We start from the raw sequence: 18,482 nt of genomic DNA on the forward strand, positions 1-18,482 counted from the left end.
CAGTGTTGAATAATAATAAAAGCAATCAAGCCCCCTCCCTTATTTCAGCGGACGTTCGCCTGACAGGCTCGCTAGTCAGTCAAGGTGAAGTCCAGTTAGATGGCCGCATTGACGGAGACATCAAAGCAGATGTGTTACTGATTGGCAATCAAGGCCAGGTCGATGGCAGTGTGCAGGCTAATGAAGTCACGATTCACGGTCGCGTGAGTGGCTCAATCAGTGCCAACAAAGTGGCCATTGAAAGCTCTGCTCAAGTGCACGGTGACGTGTATCATAATACTCTGAGCATCGCAGCTGGTGCGCAGATGGAAGGACAAATCAAGCAGCTTGCACAACAAGAGTCTCTATCTGTTGTGCACACTGAGGAAGAGGAAGATCTCGCTCTCGAGTCTTAAGCTTTCTTTCGCGCAGTAATGTACATAGTCACTGCTGCGCGAAACACCAACTCTCCTTTCTCATTCGTTATTTCTACCGGCACAATTAAGTCTTCCTTGTCCTCAAACTCATGGGGCATCGGTATTTGCGCCGTGGCCTGCATATCCGTTTCCACCTTGTTAAGATATTCCACCGTCATCCCTTTTGGGATCCAACGATGTGTTTTTGGCGGTACGGTCGCGTCTGTCATCACACCAGCAACTAGCTCAGCCAAGTTACACTGGGCAATAGCATGAATAGTACCGATATGGTTGTGGATCGCGCGGCGGTTTTTGACCTTGGCGACGCACTTCCCAGGTTCCAATGAAATAATCTGAGGTTTGATAGAACCAAAATACGGTGCCTTAAGACACACAGCTTTGGAAAATAGCCAATGACCAGCAGGCCATTTGGTCAGCTTTTGGTAAGTTTTTAATAATCCTGGAGTCGACATTATCATTCTCTTTCTTTAACTCGTCGTACCAGTAGATATCAGTTCGTTGATAAATGCAACTTCCAGCGATAACCTGAATCACATAAAAACGTTTCACAATTAACAGCAGGTTCGTTTTGCTGCTTCGTAACTAGGAAACATCATGTAATGATTAGTGCGCTAGGTTACTTAGCGTTACTATGCGTACAGCAAGTCGTTGCGTGAGAAGTGACGTTCTGAAACACAGTTAACCGTGAGCACCATGGCACAATAAGCAAAAATTGAATTTACAAGGAATGTCCACTTGCCCATTCATATCTCAGATACACTTTATTTGACCCCACTGACTAAGACTGACGCTGAGTGTATTTTTGACTTGGTTAACAGTAATCGTGCTCAACTGCGCGAATTCCTTTATTGGGTTGATGATGTCATCAGTGTTGAATCAGCGCGCGCATACATAGCGCAAAGAGTGGACAGTAGCTTGCCCAATGCACATTGGTTCAAAGTGCATTTCAACAACAAGACATGCGGAATTTTCGCTATTAAATCCGTGTGTAAGGAAACATACACCGCCGAGTTGGGGTACTGGTTATGTAGCTCGGTGCATGGCAATGGACTGATCAATAAAATCATAGAGCACCTAGTCTTGTTAGTGCCTAGCTTGCAGGTAGAAGTGATTGAATTTCGTTGCCTTGAACTGAATCACGCTAGCATTAAAGTCGCTTTAAAATCGGGAGCACGGTTTGTTCAGAGTATCCCCAACTACATGGTGGCAAATAATGTCACACAAAGCCTCAATATATACCAGTTAGAGTTGTAAGCCCCCGAGTCAGTGACGCTGCTCTGCCAACACAGCCATTAACCCTTTGGGCGTTACGGTTTACTCAGGTAATTCATTAAAGCAAGGAATGGCACAAATATTATTGGCCCATGTTGGAGAACTACTTACAAAAATTTTCGCCGTTGGTTCTATTGGAACTGGACTATCCAAGCTTCCGGCTGGAATAACCACGCAATTGAATTCTTTCATCCATATCGGCAAAGGCGAGCCGCAATTCAAACAAAAGCTTCTCCTATGCAAAGAATTGGCGTGGGTGTAGGTTGACACATAGTCTTCACCCTGCAACCACCTAAGCGCACTGTTTTGTGCAAACAGATTAGCCCCATGCAAAGAGCCGGTGCCTTTTTGACAGCGAGTGCAATGACACAAATAAAAAGACTGTAAATCACCTGTGAGCTCATACTTTATATGACCGCATAAGCAGGAACCTGAATGTCGGTTGCTCACGAAACCTCCTTATTTACTTTTTGCAACACACATCCATTTTAGCCAATTGCATCGCGATAATACACTGGCGGTTTCTCCCCCGCTCTTTTGGCCTGCTCAACCAAGCCTACAGAGCATTAGCAGGTAACAAGGTTAAACATTATCCATGTTATGAATGAAACGCTAAGCCTGTAGCGCCTTCATTATTCACACACCACACCATCATTGTTACCATCACGCATAAAGTCGTACGCTGCGTGCTCACGTCTTACGGGGGCTATACCGTGTGCACGCGCCTCGGCGCAGGAAATGCGACCGTTGCGATTATCGTCATACTTATCAAGCGCGGTTATCAATATAGGCTCTGATATGGCGCTCTCCTGTGAGTTCCCACGCGTGTAATACACAAGCTCTGTGCTGTCACAGTTTGCCAGCACGGTTTCCAACACTCGGGCTTCAGCGGCATCAACGCTTAATTTATATTTTGTCTTGACTTGAACTACGCGATTGGCAAACCAACATTGATTCTTCGGAGGTAACCACTCATGTGCATCGAGCCCACACTTGCCTTGTGTGCCACAACGGTTAATTTCAGGAGCAGCCAAAGTGAGGTTGAGCAAATCTGTCGCGAATTGTTGTTTTGTTTGTGCAGATGCAGCGCATAAGCCACTGTCATGACCCTCGGATGCAGCCACTATGTGTTCGATGTCTGTTTGTGTGTCAGAATCGAAGTAACGCCCGGTATATGGACCGTAAACCTTTCCTCCCATTGCAGCCACCACGCGGTCTTCCACACTTTGAGGATAGGGATATTGAGATGATTTATCGTAAGGTGAACATCGATTTTCAGACTCAACCACAAGTCCACGCCAAGTTTCTTGAGCGCACACGGTGAAATTAGACAGCAGGCCCAAACAACATAAAACTGCAAAACGCAAAACAACAACCTCTATACTTTTTAGTGCGTTAAATTCATTTAACCATACTTTAAAGCTATTCATCTTAATAAAATGACATAAACAATAAAAACTAAGCTTTTTTAAGGTTAAACGACCTAAATTTACGGTTACACTATGATAAATCCAGAACATAACTCACTGATAAAAATATCTTATCAGCTTAAGTGAGCTTATTTTCGATGATAACGAAGCCGTTTCTCACCAATAAATACTTTATAGAAGGTGCGAGATGCACTGCGAGAGTTGCACTGTCCAAGGCAAAGGGTAAAGCTTCGCGCTTGCGTTACTCAAAATAGAGGTCTCTTCTCACTGGCTACACAAAGGGGAAAACAATATAATGCGTCCTTGAATAATCACCGCGTTGAACATAGTGACCCAAGCTCTTCAAAGTTCTAAAAACCAAAGTAAATCGCTCTTAGCAGTGCTCATGCTGCTCGTTGTTTTCTGCCCGCTTGCCATTGATATTTATCTCCCCGCGTTTGTGGTGATGGCACAACAATTTGCGGTGACGCAGCAACACCTGCAACAAACGGTCGCAATTTTTATGCTGACGGTTGGGCTCGGCCAACTTATAGCTGGTCCACTAGCCGATAAAATAGGCCGCAAGCCTGTGGCACTAATCGGCATAGCTCTTTACGCACTAGCGGCAACAGCAGGAGCGATGGCTAGTAGCTTTGAATGGCTACTCGTTGCTCGCGCTGTACAAGGATTAGGAGCCTGCGCTACTTTCGTTGCAGCATTTGCAATTGTGCGCGATGTATTCGGCCCAACACGAAGCGGGCAAATATTAACTTACCTCAACGGTGTCGTATGCTTCATTCCAGCGTTAGCGCCCATTCTAGGAGCATGGCTAACCGTTTCTATCTCATGGCAGAGTAACTTTATTTTTATGGTGCTCTGGGCCGTAATCGGTGCCTGCGCAACGTACTTTTTCTATAAAGAAACGCGTCCACAGGACAGTCAATATCAAGGGCACTTGTTCGATGTTAGGCGCTTTGCACCTATCCTTCGTAACCCTGTTTTTATGTTCAATGCCTCGATATCCATGCTCACCATGGGCTCGATTCTGATGTTCGTAACCACCGCTCCAGGCTGGATAATTGAACATCTGGACCAAGGTATAGAATCGTTTACCATGTGGTTTACCATTAATGGTGCAATCAGTGTTGTAGCGTGTTTTATTGCCCCCCAATTCATTAAACGTTCGAGCCGCATGGCGTTGATCCTCGGCCTTACCCTTATGATGATTTGTGCTGCCGCTCTTGTGCTCGGCAGCGAGATTGCATCAGCTGCGGCACTCATGTTACCTATGTTCGTTGGTGCTTTGGGCTATTCTTTGATTCTTGGCAGCGCCGCAGGGGCTGCTCTTGCACCGTTTGCTAAACAAGCGGGCACTGCATCAGCGTTAATTGGGGTGATGCAAATGAGTGGTGCTGGGGTATTGGTGCTTCTTACGCAGAGCTTACCACTTTCATCTCCAGAACTGATTGCCCTACACATCGCAATGCTTATTCCTTTTTGGTTGTTGCTGCTGACGCCCAAAGGGCAGCTCTTGCATAACTAAACCCTGAAAATATAAAAAATGCGCAATGTGCGCATTTTTTATTCAACACCATTTTAAATTCTAACTACCTCATACGACCCCATTGAATTAATACCCATTTTGACCACAAAAGAAGCGGGTTTTTTAAATAAAAAACCCAAAATAGGTATTGCTCTTTGTCACAAAAATGGTAAGAATGTTAATGAATGTTAAACATGAGTTAACAAATATCCACTGTTACATCCTGAGGTTTCTATGAAAAAAACAATAATTCGCAGCGCAGTTGCATTAGCTCTTTTAGGTGGCGCAACGCAGTCTTTCGCTGCAGATGACCGTTATATCATCCAAGTAGACAACGATAAGAAAGGCGTCGTGAAAGCGCTCGCTAAAAAGCTTGGTGGTGATGTAAACATGGACGGAAATGGCTTCTTTGCTGCTACCTTCACTGGCAAAGACCTAGCAACAGTTAAAGGATTACTAAACAACCCACATGTTAAACTTGTGGAAGCTGACCAACGTCGTTACGCAATGAGCGTATACAATGATGACCTAGGTAACCCAGCACTAGAACAATTAACACCATATGCTGTGTACCAGTCTCAAGCTAATCAAGTTACTTTCAACCCAAATGCAGGCATGAAAGTATGTGTAATCGACTCAGGTCTTGACCAATCTAACCCTGATTTCAACTGGGGTGCGATCACAGGTGATAACGACTCAGGCACAGGTAACTGGTACGAAAATGGCGGCCCTCACGGCACACACGTTGCCGGTACTATCGGTGCGGCTGACAACAACGTAGGTGTTGTTGGTATGGCTCCTGGCGTAGATATGCATATCATTAAAGTATTCAACGCCGCAGGCTGGGGTTACTCTTCAGATTTAGCTCATGCTGCAAATCTATGTTCACAAGCTGGCGCAAACATCATCAACATGAGTTTGGGTGGCGGCGGCTCTAACAGCACAGAATCAAATGCCTTTGCAAACTTCTCAGCAGCAGGTGGCCTTGTAGTCGCAGCTGCGGGTAACGACGGTAACAGCGTTCGCTCATACCCTGCTGGTTACCCTTCAGTGATGATGATCGGTGCAAATGATGCGGATAACAATATCGCAGATTTCTCTCAGTTCCCTAGCTGTACATCTGGTCGCGGTAAAAACGTAACTGAAGACGAAACAATCTGTGTTGAAGTAACAGCAGGCGGTGTAGATACATTGTCTACTTACCCAGCTGGCATGGCAGCATTTGCTTCTGCTTCTATTGACGGTGCGGGCATTGAAGTATCAGCAATGGAAAATACAGGCTCTGCAACAGCCGACCTTTATTTCATGGGCACAGCCGAAGCAACAGACAACGGCGCATCAGGCAAAGTATGTTTGATTGACCGTGGTAATATTTCATTCCACGACAAAGTAGCAAACTGTGAAGCGTCTGGTGGTGTGGGTGCAATCGTTGTAAACAACGAAGCTGGTATGCTGTACGGCACACTAGGTGACACTAACACAACCTCTATCCCAGCAGTGGGCACAGCGCTTGAAGATCGTGCTGCGTTAATGGCCGCAACATCAGCAACAATCGCTATCGATGCGGGTGACTACGGTTACATGAGCGGTACATCTATGGCTACTCCTGCTGTAGCAGGTCTAGCAGCACTAGTATGGTCAAATCACCCTGAGTGTTCAGGTCAAGACATTCGTGCAGCATTTAAAGCGACTGCAGCAGATGCTGGTGCAACAGGTAAAGATGTTTACTTCGGCTATGGTATCGTTAAAGCAGCTGACGCAGATGCTTACCTAACAGCAAACGGCTGTGGTGGCGACAGTGGTAACGGTGGCAACACAGGCGGCGACGCAGTATCACTAGAAGTCAGTGGCTACAAATCGCGTGGTAACGCGTACGCAGACCTATCATGGTCAGGTGCGGCAACTGCAAACGTTGATATTTACCGCAACGGCGCGAAAATCGCGACTGTGGCAAACAACAACGCGTATTCAGATAGCTTAGGTAAAACTTCTGGCAGCTTCGGATACGAAGTGTGTGAAGCAAACAGCACTGTTTGTTCAGCAACTGTGACTGTTAGCTTCTAAGCGATACGGTTATTAGGCAAAAGCGGGCTCTATGCCCGCTTTTTCATTGCTAATGCCTACCTTTATTGTTCAATCACAAGGTGCTACTCTGTGCGCCAAATTTGATAGCCAACCCAAGTCTCCATGCTCAATCCTGAATTACTCCTTTCATTCCTCGGCGCTAGCTTTTTAATCGCCGTGGGGCCAGGCCCATCGAATGCCTTTTTAATGGCACAAACCTTTGCCAATGGGCGCAGAGCGGGCTTGCATTGTGCGATTGGCTTTGCTCTGGGTGGAGTTGTTCATACCGTTTTTGCGGTAGTGGGATTATCAGCGCTGCTGAAAACCTCTCCTACCGCCTATGCTATTGTGCAATACCTAGGTGCTATCTATCTTGCTTACTTGGGCGTCATGACCTTATGGCAAACGTGGCAACAAGCCAATGCCCAGGAATGTGATGACAAACCTCATGTTTCGCTTAAAAAGCAAAGCCCCTTGTTTCAAGCCATGATGACCGAAGTACTTAATCCCAAAGTGGCATTGTTCTTTATCGCCTTTATACCCCAGTTTGTGGACCCAACTTTAGACACGTCAACGACCTTACAACTGGCTATTTTTGGTTTGTTATATCCTATTTTGGCTTTTCCGATTGACTGTACTTACATCTATTTTGGCGACAAAATTGCCGGCTACTTCAAACGTCATCCAAGTGCACAATTGTGGATTGACCGTCTCACGGGCGCTATTTTTATTGCTTTGGCCATCAACCTATTGTTATAAGTAATACAAAAGAGATAACAGAAACAGGATTATGGAACACAAAGACCAACCTTTGCCAGCGCATAAAACTATCGCCTTGGTAGCACATGACGGCAAGAAGCAAGCACTGATCGATTGGTGTAACAGACACAAAGCCTGTTTGGCAGAGCACACGCTCTACGGCACTGGTACAACGGGTCTTCGCATCGAAAGAGACACAGGTCTAGAAGTTATAAAACTCCTAAGCGGGCCGATGGGTGGCGATCAGCAACTTGGGGCAAAAATTGCTGAGCACCAAATACACATGTTGGTTTTTTTCTGGGATCCGCTATCGTCTCAACCCCACGACCCAGATGTTAAAGCCCTGCTTCGCCTTGCTGCCGTATGGAACATTCCGGTGGCTTGTAATGAAGCAACCGCAGACATGTTACTTGCTTCGAGCTATATGGAAGCAGAGCTGCCGAGAAATTTACCCGATTACGACAAGTATCTTGCCGAGCGCAGCATTAATCTTTAGGGTCTAGGGTTTCCACACCCCGAACGTGCATAAATGAGGCAAATCGGGGTAAGCCCTTGCGGGTAAGTCCATGGTAGGAATAAGTAATAGTACTGCCAATCGCAGGGGGATTTCCCCGCTCGGCATCACTAAAACCTGTGCCGATTTTAAACCGCAACCCCTGCTCATTCACTACTATAAGTGCGCCCATTTTCCCTAAATACTTACCTTTGCCTGGTTGATAACCCACTACCACCGCCTCTGCGTCCATAAACGGTTTTAATTTAATTAGGTTGTTATCACTGCCGCCAGTAAAACTGGCATCAGCAAGATGCAGCATCAGACCTTCGCCACCGAGTGCAACAACGTCATCTAACCAGGAGGTCAAGTCGTCTTGCGTGTGCAGTTGGCGCTGTTCAATCGCGAATAAATACGGTGAGTCGCAATCAGCGATGATGTCTTTATAGTGCCTGTAACGCTCACGAAATGGTTGCGCTGAAGGCGCATCAAATACCATGAAGCGTATTTTGCGCCACATAGATTCATCAGGTTCGTTATCAAGCACTGTAGAGGTGACTATATTGAATTGTCCGCGTCCAGCAAATAGCTCTCCGTCTAGTCGCTCTTGCGGCCAATGCAAAGTAAACCACGTTGGTGGCTTAATCACCTTGCCCCCACGAGTGATAAGACGACCTTGCAACCAAGTGGCGCGAACGCCATCTAGCTTTTCAGATACGAGATAGAGACTGAGATTTACATCTCCTTCAAGCGCCGTGGCCCGCTCAATATCCGGCACGTTGGCAAAGGTAAAGGTACTCAAAAATAGCAGGTAGATAACTGTTAGTAAGCGCATCGACACATCCTTATGTTTAAGCTCTTATTTACAGTTTAGTTCCTAATTTAGGTTTTTGTGAGCTGTGTGTACATTTGCAGCAAATCATCATATTTTTCATCTACATGCGCAAAGTCTTGCTCCTGAGTATATTTGTTAGGGATAGCATATACACAAAGCCGCGCATCTTTGGCAGAGCGAGATCCGGTGCTGGTATCTTCTAATGCAACGCCATGACGCGCATCCACACCCAAGCGACTGAGTGCCAATAGATAAGGTTCAGGGTGCGGCTTGGGGTTGGTCACATCATCTTTGCACACCACAGTCTCAAACAAGTCGGTAAAGCCATACCCCTCAAGAATAGGGGTTACCTCATCCCTTGTGCTTCCAGTGACTAACGCCAGTGTAAATCCAGCTGCTTTTGCTGCATACAGTACATCTTTGGCATGCGGCATCAGAGGTGGTAATTCATTTTTTACCACCTTAGCGAACAAGGCATTTTTTTGCTGCGCCAATGTCTCTGGGTTGGCATCCAAATTGTGCTTCGCGACTACATCAAACGCGGATGCAAGTGTTGGCTTCCCTGAGTAGAGTTGGCAAAACCGTTCTTCATCAAAAAACACGCCAAAGGGCGTCAAGACTTCCTGCCAACAACGAAAGTGAATGACTTCCGAGTCGACCAAGGTGCCATCAAAATCGAATAGCAACGTCGTTATCATTTTCCTCTGACCCTTACATAAAAAGCGCCACATCGGGCGCCTTTTCATTATTATTGAGCTGCAGTAGGTGGCTCAGCAGTTGCTGGTTCGCCCGTGTCAATCTCAACTAATTCATAGCCTCGCGCTTGACGTTCAACTTTAAGCACTGGCTTATCAAAGGCACTTTTTAGACGCTCTGCATCTGCTTGTAGCTCTTCTAGATTACGACCAAAAGGTGCTGCACCTGTTTCTGACCAGTTGCTTACGCGGCCATTGGCTGTGTATTCAACTTCATGAATTTGATAAAGCGGCTCTTTGCCCTGCTCTTCCGCTAAAATTACGCGGTAATTCCAAAATCCTGACATGCTTGTGCTCTCGCAAAATAACAAAGTGGTACTTTATCAGCTCGACACGCTGATATAAATGAAAAAACCCGCCACAAGGGCGGGTTTTTAGTGTCTATATTCGACTTAGAAGAAGTTCACTTTGAACTCTGCACCGAAGAAACGAGGTTCGTTTACGATTGCAGTATTGTTACTGAAATCTACACCACCGATGAATACACGCTCATCTGTGATGTTACGAGCAAATGCTGCTACTTCGAACTCGTTGCCGCCTTGGTACCATTTATAACCAGTACGTAGACCGCCTTCAAACAACGCTTCACCTTCAAACTCAACTGACTCATATAGGAAGAAGTCAATTTCGCTACGGTATGACCAATCAGTGTAAGCGTAGAACTCACCGTCACCTAGCTCTGCTGTATAGCGAAGAGTGAAGTTAGCAATCCACTCTGGAGCGTGTGGAAGACTGTTACCGTCTAGGCTGTAACCTTTTTCAGTAAGAGGGTCAGTCACTGTACATGCAAAACAACCAGGCGAGAACAAGGTATCGTCTTGTAGTTCTGTGTTGTTGTAGCTGAAGTTAAACATTGCATCGATATTGTCAGTCAATACCCATTCAGTATCTACTTCTAGACCGTAACCTACTGTTTTATCAGCATTCAGAAGTCGTGCGAAGTTACCTGAATCACCACCTACAGCGGTAAGTTGTTGGTCATCCATTTGGTAGTAGAAAACAGTAGCGTTAATACGACCGCGGCCGTCAAGAACGTCTGATTTAATACCCGCTTCAATTGAGTTGATAGTTTCTGAATCGGCAACAGTTACTTCATCACCGAATAGGATACGACCTTGAACACTTGGAGCACGGAAACCGTTAGCTGCACGAGCAAATAGGTTAATGTCGTCGCTGTATTTATAAGCAAGCGCTAGGTCCCAAGAAACGTGGCTATCATCTGGAGATACAGACTTAGTCAAGTTAGCTACTGTGTCGCCTTTGTTAGCATAGCGAGATGCCGTGAAATCACGCTCATCGTTTGAGTAGCGAAGACCAGCAGAAAGCTCAAGCTTGTCAGTTAGTTGATACTCACCTGATGCGAACACAGCCCATGCTGTTGTGTCTTGATCTTGGCGAACATAACCAATTGGGAATTCAAAACCTAGGCCGTCCCAACCGTATGTTTCAATTACTTGCTCTTCGCTGTAATAGAAAGCACCTACTTGGTAGTTGAAGTCGCTAGCAAAGTTGCTTGCTAGACGGATCTCTTGAGTAAACTGGTCATGCTCTGGTAATGCATCTGCAGTTTCAGATGCTAGGAAGATAAAGCCTGGGCCCATCTCGTCTGTAGGACATCCAGGAACGAAATCGTTACCACAACCGAAACCGCCATCTACGTCCGCTCGAGAGAAGATCTCAGCGCTTTCCCAGCCAGTGATCGACGTCAATGTGTGGTTCTCAAGGTCAAACTCTAATGTCAGGCTTGCACCTTGGCTCTCTACATTCTGAGTAGAGAATTGAATTGTGTCGTGATAAGTCACTTCAGGATCAAAACCCGGGCGAGCGTTGTTAGTACCTGTTTCAATCGCGTTCGCGTGGAATACGATTGGCTTACCATTTAAGTCACGTGTGTGATAGTTGAATAATGCACTGAATGCGTCTTTCTCATATAAGAACTGAACGCGAGCTGCAGTTTCTTGGTAACCACCAGTTGCATCATCAATAAAGTTATTTGGAGCACGGTTATCGATGTAATTATCGCGTTGTTGGCGAAGTACAGAAACACGTGCAGAAAGGTCGTCAGTAAGACCTGTACTTACAGCACCTTCAAAATCGATTGAGTTAAATGAACCGTATGAAGCAGCTGCATAGCCTTCTAGCTCTTGAGTAGGACGAGCCGAGTCAATTTTTACAAGACCTGCTGGGGTGTTACGACCGAATAGCGTGCCTTGCGGGCCACGTAATACTTCGATACGAGCAACGTCGAATACTGGGAAGCCTTTAAGAATTGGACTTTCCTGTACAACATCGTCTACTACTAATGAAACAGGTTGAGACGCGTTCAAATCAAAATCAGCGTTACCTAGACCACGTACGTAAAAACGTGGGAAAGTACGACCGAATGAAGATTCTACAGTCAAGCTTGGAATTTTCGCGTTTAGGAAACGGATGTCCATACCAGCTGAGCTATACGCTTCTAGGTTGTCGCCCTGTACAGCTGAAGCCGCAACAGGAACTTCCTGTGCGTTTTCAACGCGTTTACGAGCTGTGATTTGAATAACTTCTAGAGAGTTGTCTTTTGCAGCTGGACCTTGTTGTTCAGCAGCAGTAGATGTGAATGCAGTACCTGCAGCAGCAGAGAACAGCGTTGCTTTGATTAAGTTAGCAATCGCAGTACGTTTCATCGCTTTCATGTCGAATTTGACCCTTAAATTGTACTCTTTTGTTCAACGGTAGATATGTAGCGCCCTATCACCTGGCACAATGTTCAATTTTTCGCGCTTCCACGCGGACCTTAAATTGGAGAGTACAAACACAAATAAAAGGCTGAACATTACGGTTGCGAAGTATAGCAGTTAAAAAGGCTTTTACTTCATTTTTATTTCATTTTTTTGCAACATTTAACCGCTAATCTCTGCACATTCGAGAATTTTAATGCATTTTATTAGCAAATAAGGACATTTGTCCTTTAGTGCAAAAAATAAGCATAGCTCATCTATAATATTTCGCGATAGTCCAATAACAAAAAAACATAAAGGACATTTTACCTGTCCTTTTAAATATGTTCTGGAGGAGCTAATTTCATTCCTAATTGTTGTAATAAACTTAATGCAGCTAAATTCAGCTCATCACACCTTGCTACATAAGTATTGAAGTCCGTTGTTTCTATGTAAGCCAATACCTCTATTTTCAAACCACGCGGCTCAAAGCCAACGAATCGCACACGACAAGGTGCAGCAGATACATCCTCTTGTTCACTTAGGATTTCTAGGAATTGGGATTTGAAAGTCTCGATTTGCTCACTGTTACTTTGAGCGTCCAAAACAAATTCAGGGCGATAGGCTATGCGCTCTCGCTCAGAAATGTTTTCTAGCTCCATATCAACAAAACGCGCATTGGGTACATGAATTACAGAACGATTGAGGGTGCGAATGCGCGTAGCACGAAGACCTATTTCTTCGACGGTGCCAACATCATCACCAAAACGACATAGCTGCCCTACCTTTACGGGGGCGGATGTGTATAAAGTAATCGCTCCGATAATATTTTCCACCGACTTTTGCGCCGCTAGGGCTATCGCGATACCCCCGATACCGAGACCAGCCACTAACGTTGTGACACTAAAACCCAAATTATCGAGCCACATAAACAACGCCAAAATAACTAAAGTGATTTTCAGCACATTACCCAGAGGGCGTAACAAATATATCGCTTGTTCGTTACCCCGCTGTTGTAGACGTAATCCGTACCGATACCTGGCCACATCGATTACGCGCACAAAAAACCAGGTGCAGGCAAGGATAAGCAATGTTGCCCCTTCAAACACCGCTTTGGTGGCCAAAGTCGAATTTTCCTCTGAGGCGAAGTTACGCGCCATAATAACGGCTAAGAGTAGGCATAATGGGCCCGTTATCAAACCTTTGGCCTCATCTCCAGTTTGCGGGTTCGCCTTGATCACTAGCCACCTCAGTAGCTGGGTGATAACCAAAGCAATCAATAAAAACAGCAGAAAATTCATGCTGTAGTACACCCATTGCCACAACTTCACGCCCAAAAAAGCGGTGTGCGGCAAGTTCTTATACAACCAAACACCGATTTCAGAATAGCCATACTCTTCTTTTAATAGCGGAATATGCGCCACCGTGGCATTTGAGATTTTCCAAATATAAGAGTCACTTTGTTCTGCTGGCACACGTTGCATTAAAATTTGCACTGGCCCTTGGCTGGTTTTAATTTCGCCGACAAAGTCACGATAGCTTGGCAGAAAGTCTTCTTTCTTACCCTTAGGGTGTGCGCTCAGGGTTTCAAGTTCTATCCACAAGGTTCTATCTAACACGAGATAAAATATCTCTGCTAGTTGAGGTTTACCTATCGCAAGTACATTTTGGTTTAAATTGCGAAAGTCTAGGTATTGGCTCGCAAGCTCATAATCTTCTTTTCGCGCGGCGTTCAAATAAGCCTGCATTGAACTTCTAGGGGTAGCACGATTGAATTCATCCATGGGCATGGCATCGTCAAGTTCTTGGGAGCGTGGGACAGGTGTTCGTGCTGCCAAATCTTGCGCCTTCGCCACAGTGTCCTGTTGAGGCTGTTCCTGAGATTGCTCTTGCTGCAGCAACTCCTTCACTGTGACTTTAGGTTGAGCGCAAACGCTTAATGAACAAACTAGGCAAAAAATAACAAAGGTAATGCGGGTGATCATTGTTGACTCATAATTATTAGGGACAGTTCCTAGCATAGCCAGCTAGCGCAAAAAGCTCACGCTTTATCGCTTAAAATTGCCACAAAAGCAGTCACTTGCTAGATTGAGTTTCTAACTAATAAAACAGAGATTTTTATGTTGAAGCCTGCCCACACGCTAATCAGCTGCGCCCTACTAGCGCTTATGAACCCTGCTTACAGCGCAACCTATGTTAAAGCCGAGAAAATGCTGGATGTCAGCTCTGGTAAACTAGTCAACGATGTAGTGGTAAGTATTAACGATGGCGTTATTACGAATATCGATAAACGCTTACCGGATGTACTAAACGCCGACGATGAAGTCATCGATTTGGGCAACAAAACCCTACTTCCAGGCTTGATGGATATGCACGTTCATCTCACCTCAGATCCGCGCGTGCCTCGTTCAGATCGTTTTACCCAGTCCGCACCTCGCAAGGCGATTAAAGCGGCATATTATGCCAACCAAACTTTATTAGCTGGTTTCACCACGTTGCGCAATGTGGGTGCCACTGGTTACAGCGTTATCGCTTTGCGTGATGGCATCAATGCAGGTGATGTACCTGGCCCACGTATTTGGGCGGCGGGTCCGTCTCTTGGCGTAACTGGCGGTCACTGTGACAACAACCGAGTACCACCAGAACTTGATTACCGAGCAGAAGGCGTCGCTGATGGCCCATGGGCGGTGCGTGCCAAGGTTCGTGAAAACATTAAATACGGCGCCAACGTCATTAAGTTCTGTGCCACGGGCGGAGTATTCTCAAAAGGCACCAAAGTAGGCGTGCAGCAATACTCACAGGAAGAAATGAACGCCCTTGTGGATGAAGCACACATGCGCGGTTTAACCGTGGCGGCTCATGCTCACGGTACCAGTGGCATCAAAGCGGCTATCGTAGCAGGCGTAGACAGTGTTGAGCATGTCTCTTTCATCGACGATGAAGGCATTAAGCTGGCTAAAAAGTACGGCACTTGGCTATCTATGGATATCTACAATACCGAGTACACGCTTACTTACGGTGAACAAAACGGTGTTGCTGAGGAAAACCTCAACAAAGAGCGCCAAGTATCTAAGCGCCAACGCGAAAGCTTTAGCCGCGCTGTGGATGCAGGCTTAAACATGGTGTTTGGTACCGACGCGGCAATCTACCCACACGGTGATAATGCAAAGCAGTTTTCACGCATGGTTGAATATGGCATGACACCATTACAAGCGATTCAAAGTGCTACTATTAATGCGGCGCAGTTATTAAAAGCGCAAGACACGCTTGGGCAGATAAAAGCTAACTACGCAGCCGACATCATTGCGGTTGACGGCAACCCACTTGAAGATGTCAGTGTGTTGGAAAACGTTGACTTTGTTATGAAAGCGGGACAAGTTTATAAGAACGTTGATTAAAGAAAATTAAATTAAGGAAGCATGGAATGGCGATAAACACTTCATTACCGAGTCAGTGGCCTGTATTTATGATGCAGGGCGTGATAGCAATCATCTTCGCGGCTGTTGCTTGGTTTTTACCTGAGGTTACCCTTGGCGCACTCATTTTCGTGTTTGCAGCCTTCTTTTTGTTTGATGGTGTTTCCCGCATCTGGTTAGCATTCAAACAAAAGTCGTCTTCAAAATACTGGTATGCGACCTTGATTGCCGGCGTGTTAGGCGTGATTGCAGCCATAATTACGGTGTCGATGCCGCAGCTTACAGCCTTAGTCATGCTTTACTTAATAGCTTTTTGGGCTGTCGCCATTGGCGTCATGGAAGTCATTGCGGCTATTCAGCTGTCAAAACACATTCAAGGTTCAATGCTGATCCTGATCAGTGGTGTTTTGTCGGTGATTTTTGGGGTGTATCTGATGGTGAACCCAGGCCAAGGGATCATCGCCATGCTTTGGTTGGTCGCGCTTTATGCACTGATATTCGGAATCATTCTGTGCTGGCTTGGGTTCAAGCTACGTGGCTTAGCCAAGACTCATCAACTCTAAGTAAAAAAAGGGGAAGCCAGTTGGCCTCCCCTTTTTTATATTCGCAGATTAGTGCAATGCGGCGCGATTTGGCAAAGAAGCACATATTTGCGCTTCGCGTCTGATCACCTCAGCCAAACGTGCATCCACTTCATCTTTATCGAAATACTCATACGCAAGCTCAACAAACAAGTTTTTATGCTTTTCTTCTGATTTTGCGATAGCGGTATAAAACTCTTTATCTTTACCTGCTGGCAGTGCTTGCGCAATAAGTGCAAAGCGTTCATGACCACGCGCTTCAATAACGGCGGCTACAAGTAGTCGATCCATCATGAATACGTCTTTGCCGTGGCGGAACATACCGCGCAGCTGGTTCACATACGGGTCTTTTTTATCGTCCCCTAAATTTACGTCACGTTCAGTAAGCAGCTTTACCACTTGCTTGAAGTGAATCATCTCTTCAAGGGCCAAATCGGTCATCGCTTTAACCAATTTACGCTTGTCTGGATAATGAGAAAGCATCGACAAAGCCATGCCTGAGGCCTTTTTTTCTGCTGCCGCATGGTCCTGTAAAAAAGTATCGAAGTCAGCTAATACCGCTTCAGTCCATTCATTTGGAGTTGCAAATTCTAATTCAAACATAGGATTCAATAAGTACTGAAATTGGCGCTATTGTACTGGGACAGTCTCTTCGATGCCAGCACGTGTGACATATTGCTGTTGTGCAGAACGATTGAGCTGGTGTGCTCTAAGGCAACCACCAGCTATCAAGGTTATCTACTTTGCCGTTGCGAGTAGATGAAATTTTAAGTGGACTTTGCACTTCTCGCCACGCCATCACTTTGTTGCCTTTATTTAAATGCGCGAAGCCATCAGAGGTTGGATCAATATCCAAAAATGCACAAAACCGTTGGTAGTCAGCGGCGTTGCTCACATCAATGGTCAACAACCGCTGCGGGTCTGGCGAAAAATACTCTCGAACGGCCTGTTGATGACGCTCATAACAAGCGCTCAAGTGTTGATCATCAGCAAGCGTTTGTGCATTCAATGGCGCGAACACATCTGCATAGCTTTGTTTCAACAAAGGGCTAAAACCACCTTGTTCACACAGCAAGTTCTTTTGCATTCGTAACAAGAGTTGTTTGATGGACGCAAGCCAAGCTTGTCTGTCTCTTTGCAGCAGAATAAAGCGACCGCTGGGGAAATGCTTAGCTAAATATGGGTAATGGCTAAAGCAAGGTGTATCGGCAAAAAATTGTGCCTGTTCAAAGCATTGTTGTGTATAGGCTGTATGGGCTGTTGGGATGCCAGCATTGATTGCGGCTACGCACACGCTTGTAGTACCGGTACGTGGTAGCCCCACAACAAATACTTTATTTTCTAAACTCATAATTGCCCACTCATCGAAAGAGTGGACAATTATACGCGGACAGCTCAATGGTTGAACCCTTAGGGCCGTAACATTGGAGTATATTTTTTTGTGTTTTCACCTGACTTACATAACATCAGTGGGGAATGCAGATTCACCCTCGTCAAATGGTCCAAGGGTCACTGCAAAAGCATCCAGCTAAGATCGACCCACTCTAGTAGTATTTGTCGTGTTTTCCGTCGTCTTTTGGCTCTTCAAATAATTCACGCATACTTTGGGCGAAAGTTTTCAATTTTTCTTTCATCGTGCGCTTAACACTAATTTCCACGCTGCCAAGCACAATTCGACCGTGAATGATAATTTTCGGGCGCTGTACGTCGTTACTGCGCGGTCCCAATGTCACACGTTTATTAGCTATTGAGCCAGCGATATTGGTCACTTGCGTAATAACATCAACATTGTGTGGGACGTATATTTCATGGCTACCTAAATAACAGTTAACGTGAATATGTACTTCTGGGTGAGTAAAAATTGCGTTACTGAAATCCAACTCCATGCAGCCCAATACATTGGTGAGATTAATATGTTTTGGTACGACCCAGTCACCACTGCGCTGATCAGAACTAAGAATTGTGGTGATCTTTGAATCTGCCTGAGCTTGGTCACTGTGAGTATACTGGGGGCGAAAACGTGCGGCTTTCTCACTTTGATAACGCGGGTCTGATTGCAAGGGTAAATCAGCTACAAGTGCCATGAGTTGTTCTTGGTCTTTACACTCATAGGCACTGTCTAGGCGACGCTCAAACGCATCCGCCGATAGTTCACCATGGCTGTAGTTTAAAATAAGTTGATCGATGACCTCTTCTTTTACCACCTCGAGAGGTCTGTCTTTCGCCGCCACTGTCATAAT

Annotated in this window: 19 protein-coding genes; 8 read left to right on the forward strand and 11 right to left on the reverse strand. The window is 45.6% G+C overall.

All coding sequences use genetic code 11. The features are described 5' to 3' along the window. Positions 1 to 2 precede the first annotated feature (2 nt). On the forward strand, positions 3 to 395 hold the full coding sequence (locus V1358_RS03455; RefSeq protein ID WP_347388957.1) for a bactofilin family protein: 393 nt from the start codon (positions 3 to 5) through the stop codon (positions 393 to 395). Here V1358_RS03455 and V1358_RS03460 read toward each other — a convergent pair. Then, on the reverse strand, positions 392 to 868 hold the full coding sequence (locus tag V1358_RS03460) for a hotdog fold domain-containing protein (protein ID WP_347388956.1): 477 nt from the start codon (positions 866 to 868) through the stop codon (positions 392 to 394). The two genes, V1358_RS03455 and V1358_RS03460, sit on opposite strands and share 4 nt — an antisense overlap. 283 nt (positions 869 to 1,151) lie before the next feature. Between V1358_RS03460 and V1358_RS03465 the strand changes: the two genes are divergently transcribed. Next, positions 1,152 to 1,670, forward strand: a complete 519-nt coding sequence (locus V1358_RS03465; RefSeq protein WP_347392597.1) for a GNAT family N-acetyltransferase — start codon at positions 1,152 to 1,154, stop codon at positions 1,668 to 1,670. Between the two features lie 60 nt (positions 1,671 to 1,730). Here the strand turns inward: V1358_RS03465 and V1358_RS03470 are convergent, their stop codons facing one another. Both V1358_RS03470 and V1358_RS03475 read right to left on the reverse strand, forming a co-directional pair. After that, positions 1,731 to 2,138, reverse strand: coding sequence for a GFA family protein (locus V1358_RS03470; protein WP_347392598.1), 408 nt, complete (start codon positions 2,136 to 2,138; stop codon positions 1,731 to 1,733). 182 nt (positions 2,139 to 2,320) lie between these two features. Beyond that, positions 2,321 to 3,055, reverse strand: a complete 735-nt coding sequence (locus V1358_RS03475; protein ID WP_347392599.1) for an excalibur calcium-binding domain-containing protein — start codon at positions 3,053 to 3,055, stop codon at positions 2,321 to 2,323. Between the two features lie 391 nt (positions 3,056 to 3,446). Here V1358_RS03475 and V1358_RS03480 point away from each other — a divergent pair, with 391 nt between their 5' ends. The 4 genes from V1358_RS03480 to V1358_RS03495 all read left to right on the forward strand — a co-directional run bounded on the left by V1358_RS03480 (position 3,447) and on the right by V1358_RS03495 (position 7,959). Next, positions 3,447 to 4,640, forward strand: coding sequence for a multidrug effflux MFS transporter (locus V1358_RS03480; protein WP_347392600.1), 1,194 nt, complete (start codon positions 3,447 to 3,449; stop codon positions 4,638 to 4,640). Between the two features lie 234 nt (positions 4,641 to 4,874). Next, a complete protein-coding gene (locus V1358_RS03485; protein WP_347388951.1) occupies positions 4,875 to 6,704 on the forward strand; it encodes a S8 family serine peptidase in 1,830 nt (609 codons plus the stop codon). 123 nt (positions 6,705 to 6,827) lie between these two features. Next, a complete protein-coding gene (locus V1358_RS03490) occupies positions 6,828 to 7,463 on the forward strand; it encodes a LysE family translocator (RefSeq protein WP_347388950.1) in 636 nt (211 codons plus the stop codon). Between the two features lie 31 nt (positions 7,464 to 7,494). Beyond that, positions 7,495 to 7,959: a methylglyoxal synthase gene (locus V1358_RS03495; RefSeq protein ID WP_347388949.1), complete on the forward strand. Its 465-nt coding sequence runs from the start codon at positions 7,495 to 7,497 to the stop codon at positions 7,957 to 7,959. Here the strand turns inward: V1358_RS03495 and V1358_RS03500 are convergent. The 5 genes from V1358_RS03500 to V1358_RS03520 all read right to left on the reverse strand — a co-directional run bounded on the left by V1358_RS03500 (position 7,949) and on the right by V1358_RS03520 (position 14,230). Then, entirely contained in the window at positions 7,949 to 8,791 is an 843-nt protein-coding gene (locus V1358_RS03500) for a DNA ligase (RefSeq protein ID WP_347392601.1), read from the reverse strand. The two genes, V1358_RS03495 and V1358_RS03500, sit on opposite strands and share 11 nt — an antisense overlap. Before the next feature lie 47 nt (positions 8,792 to 8,838). Further along, positions 8,839 to 9,489 carry an HAD family hydrolase gene (locus V1358_RS03505; RefSeq protein WP_347388947.1) on the reverse strand — a complete coding sequence of 217 codons (651 nt, stop codon included), beginning with the start codon at positions 9,487 to 9,489 and terminating at the stop codon, positions 8,839 to 8,841. A 50-nt stretch (positions 9,490 to 9,539) separates the two neighbouring features. Then, positions 9,540 to 9,833 (reverse strand): hypothetical protein, encoded by a 294-nt coding sequence (locus V1358_RS03510; protein WP_347392602.1) that lies wholly within the window; start codon positions 9,831 to 9,833, stop codon positions 9,540 to 9,542. A gap of 105 nt (positions 9,834 to 9,938) precedes the next feature. After that, positions 9,939 to 12,221: a TonB-dependent receptor gene (locus tag V1358_RS03515; RefSeq protein ID WP_347388945.1), complete on the reverse strand. Its 2,283-nt coding sequence runs from the start codon at positions 12,219 to 12,221 to the stop codon at positions 9,939 to 9,941. A 362-nt stretch (positions 12,222 to 12,583) separates the two neighbouring features. Beyond that, entirely contained in the window at positions 12,584 to 14,230 is a 1,647-nt protein-coding gene (locus tag V1358_RS03520; protein WP_347392603.1) for a mechanosensitive ion channel family protein, read from the reverse strand. 135 nt (positions 14,231 to 14,365) lie between these two features. Here V1358_RS03520 and V1358_RS03525 point away from each other — a divergent pair, with 135 nt between their 5' ends. Together V1358_RS03525 and V1358_RS03530 are read left to right on the forward strand one after the other, a co-directional pair. Further along, the gene (locus V1358_RS03525; RefSeq protein ID WP_347388943.1) at positions 14,366 to 15,643 is read left to right on the forward strand and encodes a Xaa-Pro dipeptidase; all 1,278 of its coding nucleotides are present in this window, start codon (positions 14,366 to 14,368) and stop codon (positions 15,641 to 15,643) included. Between the two features lie 26 nt (positions 15,644 to 15,669). Further along, complete coding sequence (locus V1358_RS03530) at positions 15,670 to 16,224, forward strand: HdeD family acid-resistance protein (protein ID WP_347388942.1); 555 nt, start codon at positions 15,670 to 15,672, stop codon at positions 16,222 to 16,224. Between the two features lie 48 nt (positions 16,225 to 16,272). Here V1358_RS03530 and V1358_RS03535 read toward each other — a convergent pair whose 3' ends face one another. The 3 genes from V1358_RS03535 to V1358_RS03545 all read right to left on the reverse strand — a co-directional run bounded on the left by V1358_RS03535 (position 16,273) and on the right by V1358_RS03545 (position 18,479). Next, entirely contained in the window at positions 16,273 to 16,845 is a 573-nt protein-coding gene (locus tag V1358_RS03535; protein ID WP_347388941.1) for a MiaE family protein, read from the reverse strand. 106 nt (positions 16,846 to 16,951) lie between these two features. Next, complete coding sequence (locus tag V1358_RS03540; protein ID WP_347392604.1) at positions 16,952 to 17,593, reverse strand: sulfotransferase; 642 nt, start codon at positions 17,591 to 17,593, stop codon at positions 16,952 to 16,954. A 193-nt stretch (positions 17,594 to 17,786) separates the two neighbouring features. After that, positions 17,787 to 18,479 (reverse strand): DUF1707 SHOCT-like domain-containing protein, encoded by a 693-nt coding sequence (locus tag V1358_RS03545; RefSeq protein ID WP_347388939.1) that lies wholly within the window; start codon positions 18,477 to 18,479, stop codon positions 17,787 to 17,789. Between the last annotated feature and the right edge of the window lie 3 nt (positions 18,480 to 18,482).

The sequence above is a fragment of the Pseudoalteromonas pernae genome (assembly GCF_039831865.1).
GTDB classification, from domain to species: Bacteria; Pseudomonadota; Gammaproteobacteria; order Enterobacterales; family Alteromonadaceae; genus Pseudoalteromonas; species Pseudoalteromonas pernae.

What these genes read in the sequence shown, in the direction of transcription:
- V1358_RS03460 (WP_347388956.1), bottom strand. Translation starts at nt 868, where the DNA reads ATGTCGACTCCAGGATTATTAAAAACTTACCAAAAGCTGACCAAATGG.
- V1358_RS03485 (WP_347388951.1), top strand. Translation starts at nt 4,875, where the DNA reads ATGAAAAAAACAATAATTCGCAGCGCAGTTGCATTAGCTCTTTTAGGT.
- V1358_RS03490 (WP_347388950.1), top strand. Translation starts at nt 6,828, where the DNA reads ATGCTCAATCCTGAATTACTCCTTTCATTCCTCGGCGCTAGCTTTTTA.
- V1358_RS03495 (WP_347388949.1), top strand. Translation starts at nt 7,495, where the DNA reads ATGGAACACAAAGACCAACCTTTGCCAGCGCATAAAACTATCGCCTTG.
- V1358_RS03500 (WP_347392601.1), bottom strand. Translation starts at nt 8,791, where the DNA reads ATGCGCTTACTAACAGTTATCTACCTGCTATTTTTGAGTACCTTTACC.
- V1358_RS03505 (WP_347388947.1), bottom strand. Translation starts at nt 9,489, where the DNA reads ATGATAACGACGTTGCTATTCGATTTTGATGGCACCTTGGTCGACTCG.
- V1358_RS03510 (WP_347392602.1), bottom strand. Translation starts at nt 9,833, where the DNA reads ATGTCAGGATTTTGGAATTACCGCGTAATTTTAGCGGAAGAGCAGGGC.
- V1358_RS03515 (WP_347388945.1), bottom strand. Translation starts at nt 12,221, where the DNA reads ATGAAAGCGATGAAACGTACTGCGATTGCTAACTTAATCAAAGCAACG.
- V1358_RS03520 (WP_347392603.1), bottom strand. Translation starts at nt 14,230, where the DNA reads ATGATCACCCGCATTACCTTTGTTATTTTTTGCCTAGTTTGTTCATTA.
- V1358_RS03525 (WP_347388943.1), top strand. Translation starts at nt 14,366, where the DNA reads ATGTTGAAGCCTGCCCACACGCTAATCAGCTGCGCCCTACTAGCGCTT.
- V1358_RS03530 (WP_347388942.1), top strand. Translation starts at nt 15,670, where the DNA reads ATGGCGATAAACACTTCATTACCGAGTCAGTGGCCTGTATTTATGATG.
- V1358_RS03535 (WP_347388941.1), bottom strand. Translation starts at nt 16,845, where the DNA reads ATGTTTGAATTAGAATTTGCAACTCCAAATGAATGGACTGAAGCGGTA.
- V1358_RS03540 (WP_347392604.1), bottom strand. Translation starts at nt 17,593, where the DNA reads ATGAGTTTAGAAAATAAAGTATTTGTTGTGGGGCTACCACGTACCGGT.
- V1358_RS03545 (WP_347388939.1), bottom strand. Translation starts at nt 18,479, where the DNA reads ATGACAGTGGCGGCGAAAGACAGACCTCTCGAGGTGGTAAAAGAAGAG.